Annotated in this window: 7 protein-coding genes; all 7 read left to right on the forward strand. The window is 38.0% G+C overall.

What is annotated here, in order from left to right:
* Positions 1 to 1028: 1028 nt before the first annotated feature.
* The 7 genes from secA to ABDZ63_RS08855 all read left to right on the forward strand — a co-directional run bounded on the left by secA (position 1029) and on the right by ABDZ63_RS08855 (position 10470).
* Positions 1029 to 3539: a preprotein translocase subunit SecA gene (secA, locus tag ABDZ63_RS08825; RefSeq protein ID WP_343783198.1), complete on the forward strand. Its 2511-nt coding sequence runs from the start codon at positions 1029 to 1031 to the stop codon at positions 3537 to 3539.
* A 158-nt stretch (positions 3540 to 3697) separates the two neighbouring features.
* Positions 3698 to 4802 (forward strand): peptide chain release factor 2 gene (gene prfB, locus ABDZ63_RS08830; RefSeq protein WP_343783199.1). Its coding sequence is split into 2 segments (ribosomal slippage): positions 3698 to 3769 and positions 3771 to 4802, totalling 1104 coding nucleotides; the frame shifts between segments, so codons are not numbered across the junction.
* Between the two features lie 54 nt (positions 4803 to 4856).
* Positions 4857 to 5186, forward strand: coding sequence for a c-type cytochrome (locus ABDZ63_RS08835; protein WP_343783200.1), 330 nt, complete (start codon positions 4857 to 4859; stop codon positions 5184 to 5186).
* A 640-nt stretch (positions 5187 to 5826) separates the two neighbouring features.
* Positions 5827 to 6513, forward strand: coding sequence for a cell division ATP-binding protein FtsE (gene ftsE / locus ABDZ63_RS08840; RefSeq protein ID WP_343783201.1), 687 nt, complete (start codon positions 5827 to 5829; stop codon positions 6511 to 6513).
* Positions 6503 to 7396, forward strand: a complete 894-nt coding sequence (ftsX, locus tag ABDZ63_RS08845; protein ID WP_343783202.1) for a permease-like cell division protein FtsX — start codon at positions 6503 to 6505, stop codon at positions 7394 to 7396. Before ftsE ends, ftsX begins: the two co-directional genes overlap by 11 nt.
* 34 nt (positions 7397 to 7430) lie before the next feature.
* Positions 7431 to 8798 (forward strand): murein hydrolase activator EnvC family protein, encoded by a 1368-nt coding sequence (locus ABDZ63_RS08850; protein ID WP_343783203.1) that lies wholly within the window; start codon positions 7431 to 7433, stop codon positions 8796 to 8798.
* A gap of 190 nt (positions 8799 to 8988) precedes the next feature.
* Positions 8989 to 10470 carry a S41 family peptidase gene (locus ABDZ63_RS08855; RefSeq protein WP_343783204.1) on the forward strand — a complete coding sequence of 494 codons (1482 nt, stop codon included), beginning with the start codon at positions 8989 to 8991 and terminating at the stop codon, positions 10468 to 10470.
* Positions 10471 to 10583 lie beyond the last annotated feature (113 nt).

Below are 10583 nucleotides of genomic sequence, written 5' to 3' on the forward strand. Positions count from 1 at the left end.
TCCACACTTATTAAGAATTTGGAGAAGGGTGATTTATAAGCCCTTTTCCACCATGAAATCCGAATACCCTATTTTCTTAGTCAAATTTTCCAATCTAACAAATAACGCTCAAAAAATGTTTTAACTACAATTTTTAAGCGAAATGAAGGGGGCTACCAAGCTTGATTAGCCTATGATATAACTAAGTTAACAAGATCATAAAGGGGGAATACGAGTTGGAAAAACAGCACAATTGCCTCACCTGTGTTAACTTACGGAACCAAATAGAGCGTCAAAGTGATTTGATTTCGCAGTTAATGCGCATAGTCGCAGCGACCAATAAGCGAGTAACAATGTTGGAACACGACATTTCAAATGTAACCTCCGAACCCAATGCAAAATATTCCTATCCCAATAAACCCTCATGTCGAGTAAATTAACCGCCTTTATGGTCTTGAAATTTTGGATCAGGTTGAATAGAAGAGATTCTTTTAACAAAAGATCTCTCCTAATCACCTGATTTTTTTTTTGCATAAATCTGCTGAGTGAAATCTCTCATTTTAATACTACACGTCTAAAATAGTCATATATTTAACGGCGCTCGTGATAGATTTATCGGCGCTCGTGATAGATTTATCGGCGCTCGCGATAGATTTATCAGCGCTCGCACGAATTTAACGGCGCTCCCGATAGATTTATCAGCGCTCGCATGAATTTAACAGCGCTCGCAAGAATTTAACAGCGCTCGCACGAATTTAACAGCGCTCGCATGAATTTATCAGCGCTCGCAAGAATTTATCAGCGCTCGCGATAGATTTATCGGCGCTCACCCGAATTTATCAGCGCTCAAAAATTCTTATCAACTCCCACAAAAAATTAGTCCCAATTTCTTAATGTTTAATGAACTTCCACTCCGATTATGATAGAAAAGTCTGAAAATGACATGCTCCGTGTGCAATCAACATATTCTGTTAGTTGTCATGACTGTTTTGATAGTGTTATCATTATAGTTGGATTGTTGTAAACAAGAGGATACGAGGTGCAAATTAATGAAGCAATTATTATCAAAGGTTTTTGGCGATCTAAATGAGAAGCAGTTAAAGAAACTTCGTAAAAAAGCAGACCAAATAGAAGCTTTAGAAACTGATATTCAAAAGCTGTCTGACACAGGATTAAAAGAGAAAACAGGAGAGTTTAAAGAACGTTATCAGACTGGTGAATCGTTAGATGATTTGTTAGTTGAAGCATTTGCTGTCGTAAGAGAATCAGCTAAGCGTGTGTTAGGCATGCGTCCTTATTATGTTCAGCTAATTGGTGCAATTGCGATTCATAATGGCGATATTGCTGAGATGAAAACAGGTGAAGGTAAAACGCTTGCTTCAACCATGCCTGCTTATTTGAATGCGATTTCGGGTAAAGGTGTTCACATTATTACCGTTAACGACTACTTAGCTCACCGTGACTCGACTGAGATGGGCGAGTTATATGATTGGTTAGGCTTAACAGTCGGTTTAAATACGAATGACCTTGATAAAGATGAAAAGCGTGAAGCTTATGCATGTGACATTACGTATGGTACGAATAATGAGTTTGGTTTTGATTACTTACGTGACAACATGGTGTTATATAAAGAGAAGCGTGTGCAGCGTGAATTGAATTTTGCGATTGTCGATGAGGTTGACTCGATCTTAATTGATGAGGCGCGTACACCACTTATTATTTCCGGTTCACAGCAAAAGTCACAAACCAATTATTTACAATCTGATTCATTCGTTGAAACGTTAAAGAATGAAGATGATTACACTTACGATGAGAAATCACGTAACGTTCAGCTAACTGAAAATGGTATTACTAAAGCTGAAAAATTCTTTAATATTGAAAACTTATATGACCTGGATCATGTATCTTTAACGCACCATATTAACCAAGCGTTAAAGGCTCAAGTCGTGATGCAAAAAGATACGGATTATGTTGTAGATGAAGGTGAAGTTGTCATTGTTGATCAGTTCACTGGCCGTTTAATGAAAGGTCGTCGTTATAGTGATGGCTTGCACCAAGCGATTGAAGCTAAAGAAGGCTTACAAATTCAAAAAGAAAGCATGACTTTAGCAACGATAACGTTCCAGAACTTTTTCCGTATGTACAATAAGCTAGCGGGTATGACTGGTACTGCGAAGACAGAAGAAGAAGAGTTCCGTAATATTTATAACATGAACGTTGTGGCTATCCCTACTAATGAAGCGATTGTACGTGATGACCGCCCTGATTTAATTTATAAATCTGTGGATGGAAAGTACAATGCGATGGTAGAAGATATCAAAGAACGTTACCAAAAGGGACAACCTGTATTAGTTGGTACTGTTGCAGTTGAAACATCAGAGCTTATTGCTAAAATGCTTAAGAAAGCTGGCGTGAAGCACAATGTGTTAAACGCGAAAAACCACTTTAAAGAAGCAGAAATCATCCAAGAAGCTGGTGAAAAAGGCTCTGTAACAATTGCGACAAACATGGCTGGTCGTGGTACAGACATTAAATTAGGCGATGGCGTTAAAGATCTTGGTGGTCTTGCTGTTGTTGGTACTGAACGTCACGAATCACGTCGTATCGATAACCAGTTGCGTGGACGTTCAGGTCGTCAAGGTGACCCAGGTGTATCTCAATTCTATTTATCAATGGAAGATGAGTTAATGCGTCGCTTCGGTTCTGAGCGCATGCACTCAATGATGGAGCGCTTTGGTTTAGAAGATGACCAACCAATCGAAAGTAAAATGGTTTCACGTGCTGTAGAGTCAGCGCAAAAACGTGTAGAGGGTAATAACTTTGATGCCCGTAAGCAAATCCTTTCTTATGATGATGTGCTACGTGAACAACGTGACATTATTTATGAACAGCGTAATGAAGTTCTAGAATCAGAAAGCCTACGCGATATTATCATGGGTATGATTGAATCAACTGTTAAACGTAATGTTGATTTATATACTCAAGATGAAGAAGAGGAAAACTGGGAGTTAGAAAACATAGCTCTATTCCTTCAAGCAAATGTTTTGCAGCAAGATGAAATTTCTTCTGATGACCTAAAAGGTAAAGAACCAGATGAAATGGTAGAGCATGTCATGGGGCATGTGAAAGAGAAATACGATCAGCGTGAACAAGAGTTAACTGAAGAACAAATGCGCGAGTTCGAAAAAGTAATTTTACTCCGCACAGTTGACTCTAAATGGATGGATCATATCGACCAGATGGACCAAATAAGACAGGGGATTCATCTACGTGCATATGGCCAAAACAATCCACTACAAGAGTATCAAATGGAAGGCTTCTCGATGTTCGAAGAGATGATTGCTAATATCGAACAAGAAGTTGCTAAGTACGCAATGAAAGCACAAATCCGTGAAAACTTACAACGTGTCCAAGTCGCAACAGGTACTCAAGCAGTCGCTGGTGGAAAACCGAAAGAAGAGAAAAAACGCCAACCAATTGTTAAGAAAAAAGAAGTTGGACGAAATGAACCATGCCCATGCGGCAGCGGTAAGAAATATAAGCAGTGCCACGGTGCTTAAATTTAAAAACCTTATCCATTCCCTTAGAGAGTGGATAAGGTTTTATTGAGTTTTTAATGAGGGTTAAATTTTCCAATTTGTAACGAAAAGTTCGTTTTTTGACGATTCATAAGTGGTATAATAAGGGTAGAATATATAGTAGAGGTGGATATAGTTTTATGGATTTAGCAGATATTCGAAATGAACTCGATCAACTTCATAAACGATTAGAAAACTTTAGGGGGTCTCTTTGACTTAGATGGTTATAGAGCACGAATATCTGAGTTAGATGAAAAAATGACCGAGCCTAATTTTTGGAATGATCAAGAACAAGCACAAAAAGTGATAAGCGAATCGAACGCTTTAAAAGATCTTGTTCAAAAGTTCGATCATAATGAAGAAGGCTTGGAAAATCTAGAGGTCTCTTATGAATTAGTTAAAGAAGAAAACGATGAAGAATTATTTGATGATTTACAAGAACAGTTAAAGTCTGTTTCAACTAGTTTAAATCAGTTTGAATTGAACATATTACTTAGTGAGCCTTATGATCAAAACAATGCGATTATCGAGATTCACCCAGGTGCTGGCGGTACTGAATCACAAGACTGGGCTGAAATGTTGTTAAGAATGTACACCCGTTATGCAGAACGAAAAGGCTTTAAAGTTGAAACATTAGATTATTTACCGGGTGATGAAGCAGGCGTTAAAAGTGTCACACTATTAATTCAAGGACACAACGCATACGGCTATTTGAAAGCGGAAAAGGGTGTACACCGTCTCGTTCGTATTTCGCCGTTTGATTCATCTGGACGTAGACATACATCATTTGCTTCATTAGATGCTATGCCTGAATTTAACGATGATGTAGAAATTGATGTGAAAAATGAGGATCTAAAGATTGATACGTATCGTGCAAGTGGTGCAGGTGGTCAACATGTTAACACTACAGACTCAGCAGTTAGAATTACACACTTGCCAACAAATACGATCGTCACTTGCCAATCTGAACGTTCACAAATTAAAAACCGTGATCAAGCCATGAAGATGTTAAAATCAAAACTTTATCAATTAGAAATTGAAAAACAACAACAACAATTAGATGAAATTCGTGGCGAACAGAAAGAAATCGGATGGGGAAGTCAAATCCGTTCTTACGTATTCCATCCATATAATATGGTGAAAGACCACCGAACAAATGTGGAAAATGGAAATACACAAGCTGTTATGGATGGCGAGTTAGATCCATTTATTGACGCCTATTTACGCTCAAAAGTTGATGGATAACTTTTTGAGTGATAGGAAAACATAAAAGCAATACTGACAGGAGGTTATTTACAAATGAAGAAAACATTATTAGCAGGGATTTTTGGCCTGATGATGGTAATTGCTGCATGTGGCAATGGCGGGGAAGGCACTGAAGGTAATGGTGCTGAACCAGAAGCGAATGGCACAGCAGCTGGTGAAGAATTGTATCAGCAAAACTGTGCACAATGCCACGGCGGTGACCTAAGTGGTGGTGGCGCTCCAGGACTACAAGACGCTGGGGCAGACTACGATCAAGATGAAGTTGTTTCAATTATTTTAGAAGGTTACGGCAGCATGGCACCCGTACAAGGTGTTGACGAAGGAGAAGCAGAAGATATTGCTGAATTCGTTGTAGAGCAGTAAAGTTCAAAAAGCTTTGAGGAGGAGGAACCTTCTCAAAGCTTTTTTAGGCTAAATGAAGCTCGAGCGCTGATAAAATCGTGTGAGCGCTGATAAACTAGCCTGAGCGCTGATAAATCTTGTTGAGCGCTGATAAATCTAGTGTGAACGCTGATAAATTCATACTGAGCGCTGATAAATCTAGTGTGAGCGCTGATAAACTAGCCTGAGCGCTGATAAAACTACGCACCGACCCTCACCGCAACCCCTTTCTATAAACTTAATTCAATTAATAATAAAAACTGTAACTCCATCAAGTTATCTTCTAAATTTACATGATGGAGTTACAGTTTTTTAATGTTAAAGACTATTAATAAATTGAAAAGAAAATGTAATATAATACCGGCAGTATAATTTGGCGAATGATGTTATAATACTATTAATTGTTACGATGAAATCTATGACAATAAGACAACTTATGTATAAATGTGATAAAATAGTTTGATGAACGACTCAATATGATTTAATATTTCGACAATTTGTACGGCCGTTTCATTCAGGTTCATTAGCACATAATTGGCAACTAGAAATGGACAAGGCTTATCTATAAATCTGTGAATAACAAAATGTTGCAGGTGCAGCAGGAGGATCAAGGTGGATTATTATGATTGAGATGAAGAATGTATATAAAGTTTATGATAATGGCGTCACAGCATTAAATGGTGTTTCAACAACGATCAAAGACGGTGAATTCGTTTATGTTGTCGGTCCAAGTGGTGCGGGTAAGTCGTCTTTCATTAAAATGATGTACCGAGAAGAAATTTCAACAAAAGGACAAGTCAGCATTAATCATGTAGATGTTAGTGATATGAAGCTAAAGGAAGTTCCATTTTTACGTCGTGGAATCGGCGTTATCTTTCAGGATTTCAAGCTGTTACCGACACTTACTGTATATGAAAATGTTGCGTTTGCTTTAGAAGTAATTGAAGAGCATCCAAAGAAAATCCGTCGTCGTGTGATGGATGTGTTAGATCGAGTTGGTTTAAAACATAAGGCGAGATTTATTCCGGCGCAATTATCAGGTGGTGAACAGCAACGTGTCGCGATTGCTAGAGCCATTGTGAATAGCCCAAAAATTGTTATTGCCGATGAGCCAACAGGTAACCTAGACCCAGAAACATCGTGGGAGATTATGAGGATTTTTGAAGAGATTAATACAAGCGGAACAACTGTGATCATGGCGACTCACAGTAAGGAGATTGTTAATAAAATTCGTAGACGTGTCATTGCTATGGAGAACGGTAAAATCGTAAGAGACGAGCATCGAGGGGAATACGGATATGAAGATTAATACATTTAAGAGACATTTAAGAGAAGGAACGAAAAATTTAATTAGAAATAGTTGGATGACAGTAGCCGCAGTTGGTGCTGTAACGACAACACTTGTTTTAGTAGCAGTGTTCTTAATGTTAATGCTGAACCTAAACCAAATTGCGGATAATATAGAGTCTGATGCTGAGATTAAAGTGTTTATTGATTTAAGTGCTGAAGAAGAGGATATTGATGAATTAGGTCAAAACATAGAAGAGATTAATAGAGTTGAAGAGCATCACTTTTCTTCAAAAGATGAAGAACTAGAAGCATTAATAGAAGACTTAGGAGAAGATGGGGAAGCTTGGGAGATGTTTGAACAAGATAACCCATTAAATGATGCTTATGTTGTTCAAACATATGATGCTGAAGACTTGGCTGGTGTAGCATCGACTATTGAAGAGTTCTCAAATGTTGATGAGGTTGATTATGGTAGCGAAACTGTCGAACGTTTACTAGATTTCAACCAATATGCTAGATATATTGGGATCACATTTATAGCAGCTCTATTATTAACGGCGATTTTCTTAATTTCTAACACCATTAAGATGACGATTACAGCTAGAAGAGATGAGATTGGTATTATGCGCTTAGTTGGTGCGAAGAACAGCTTTATTCGTTGGCCTTTCTTTATTGAAGGTATGTTGACAGGTGTGATTGGTTCGATCATTCCTATTGCGCTCGTTCTTGGTGGTTATCATTTCTTATACTTGAATTTAAGTGATCGATTGAACTTCCAATTCATGGAACTGCTGCCTTGGAATCCATTTGCTTGGCAATTATCACTCATGCTATTAGCTATTGGTGCCTTCATTGGTATTTGGGGAAGTGTCATGAGTGTTCGTAAATTCTTAAAAGTATAAATCGAAATAAACAAACCAAAAGGGGAGAAACTAATTGGCTAAAAAAGTTATACCATTTCTAACTTTGACTCTAGTTATTGGTGTCATAATGTTTACAGATTCCAACACCGTTGAGGCGAATCAGTCGGTAGAAGATATTGAAAAAGAGTTAGATGAAGTCCAAGAAGAAAGAGAAAGTGTTTCTCAAGAGATTGAAAGTTTAAAAGATGAATTAAGTGAATTAGAATCACAACAAGAAGAAACAGAAGATGAGTTGTCTAGAATTGACAATGAAATTGAACAAGCAGAATTAGAAGTTAGACAAAAGGAATTAGATATTGAGCACACTGAAACTGAGATTCGCAAACTAGAATCAGAAATTCAGGAACTAGAAAATGAGATTAACGACTTAATAGAAGAGATTGAAGCGTTAGAGGAAGAGATTGTAGAAACTGAAGAACGAGTTGAGCAGCGTGAAGGTGTGTTAAAAGATCGCCTTCGCTCCCTTCAGCGTAACGGCGGATCTGTAAAATATATGGAAGTCATTATGGGAGCAAGTGATTTTGGTGATTTTATTAGCCGTTCTGCAGCGGTTAATAAAGTGATGGACCAAGATCAAAACATTATCCACCAGCACTTTGAAGATATTCAGTTTTTAGAGGAATCGGTAAGTAAAGTAGAAGAATCTAAAGACCAAGTAGAAGAAAACAAACAAATTGTTGAAAATAATAAAGGTGAACTAGAAGGTAAACAGCAATCACTAGTTACACAAAAGCAAGAGCTTGACAGTTTAATTGCTTCTCTTGGTGAGCGTAAAGATGAGCAGCAAGTTATGTTAGCGAGTTTAAATGAACAACAAGATGATTTAGAAAAATATCAAGTATCGCTTGCAGAGGAACAAGAAATACTAGCTGCTCGTGAACAATCCTTACAAAACCAAAAAGAAGCTGCAGAAACACAACCTTCTGCAACGCAATCAGGAGGTAGTGGAAAATTCATTACCCCTATGCAAGGTTATTTAACATCTCCATATAAACCAAGCCATAGGCCAAATCACAATGGTATTGATATGGGTGGTAATGGAAGTCCTCCGATATATGCTGCGGCTACAGGTGAAGTTTACCGAGTAACATCAGGTTGTACTGTTGGTAATACTGGTTGTGGTGGGGGATATGGTAATGTCGTTTATATGACACACTATATCGATGGTGTTCCATACGATACAGTTTATGCACACCTCTCATCAGTTAACGTGAGTGTGGGTGATGTGGTCCAACAAGGGCAACAGATCGGTAATATGGGTAATACGGGACATTCTTATGGTCCGCACTTACACTTTGAAATTCACCGTGGTGGTCCGTGGAATGACGAAAAATCTAATGCAGTTGACCCAAAACAATATATAAGTGTTCCGTCACGATAAACTAATTTGCTCAGTAAAATCTTAGCTTTTACTTGAACGTATAATTATAGTAATATAAAAGCATCGCACAGTTTAGTGTGATGCTTTTATGTTATTATTATATGTCAAAGGTTTATGGTGCTTAGGCTTAGCATAGACTTATATGATTGTGATTTACAAAATCTAAAAGCGTTTGCTGGGGTGAGAGATCTTGAATTTGAGCAGAAAGTATTTAATTTTATTAGTTTTAGTCGCCTTTTTAGTCGGAGGAGCAGTCTCTGCTACAGCTATGACATTAGCAAGTGGCAGTGATGATCAGCCAAACGATGAAGCAACCGAACAAGAAGAAATGCCAGATGATGAAATTCATAATGATATTGAAGAAAATGAAGAGCTGTCAGAAGAATATACGAAAATCGAACAAGTCATAAGTATGATTGATGAATACTACATAGATGAAGTCGATGCCAATGCTCTTTATGATGGAGCTGTTGAAGGAATTGTTAGTTCATTGGATGATCCTTTCAGTGAGTACATGGATTCTGAAATGACAGAGCAATTTAATCAATCACTCGAGTCTTCATTTGAAGGAATTGGTGCAGAAGTAACACAGCGTGAAGGTCACATCACCATAATTGCCCCATTAAGTGATTCGCCGGCTGAAGAAGCGGGTGTTAGACCGAATGATCGTATTTTAGAAGTTGATGGTGAATCAGTTGAAGGTGATACAGTTAATGAAGCCGTTCAATTAATTCGCGGTGAAAAAGGGTCGGATGTAGTCTTAACTGTTGACAGACCTGGTGAGGATGAACCTTTTGATATTACGATTACACGAGACACCATACCATTAGAAACTGTACGCTCTCATGTTGAGGAGCATGATGGTGAAACAGTAGGTGTCTTAGAGATTACGTCATTTGGTGAAGGAACAGCAGAAGAATTCAATGAGGAATTAGCTTATTTAGAAGAAGATGAAAATATTGATGGATTAGTAATAGATGTTCGTGGTAATCCTGGTGGTTTATTTGATGCTGTAGAACAAGTGCTTTCACACTTCATGGATGGAGAAGAACCTTATGTCTATACTGACAGGCATGATATAGAACCAGAACCTTATCATTTAGACGGGCAGGGTGTTAAAGATTACCCGGTTTCAGTATTGATTAATGAGGGAAGTGCGAGTGCTTCAGAAATTCTAGCAGCAGCATTAAACGAAGTGAATGGTTATGAAATTATTGGTGAAACCACATTTGGTAAAGGTACTGTACAGCAAACGTTACCACTAGAAGACGGGATGCTTAAAATTACAGTGCTTGATTGGATTACACCAGATGGCAACCGTATCGAAGAAGTAGGCGTTGAACCGACGATCGAACAAAGACAGCCAGAGTATTTTTATTCAACATTAATTCAAACCGAAGAGCCTTTAGAATATGATCTAAACAACTCAGAAGTCGAAAAACTTCAACTGATGCTTGAAGGGTTAGGTTATGAAGTAGGTCGTACAGATGGTTATTATGATACAGATACTGTAGGGGTTGTTGAAGCGTTCCAGCAAGATGAAGGGTTAGAGGTTACCGGTGTAGTTGATGAAGAAACAGAAAACCGTTTAGAAGAGTTAATATTAGAAGCTGTTATGGAACCTGAAAATGACCTACAACTACAACGTGCGATCGAAGCTTTATATGAATAAAATGCTTGTTTATAGATGGCTCACTTGTTGAGTCATCTATTTTTAAGGCTCTACAATATTTGTTGGGGTAGAGACACAATTCAGAGTGAGGTTTTGGATGGCGGCCGTTGGCG

The organism is Alkalibacillus silvisoli, assembly GCF_039521975.1.
In the GTDB taxonomy this organism is placed as follows: domain Bacteria; phylum Bacillota; class Bacilli; order Bacillales; family Alkalibacillaceae; genus Alkalibacillus; species Alkalibacillus silvisoli.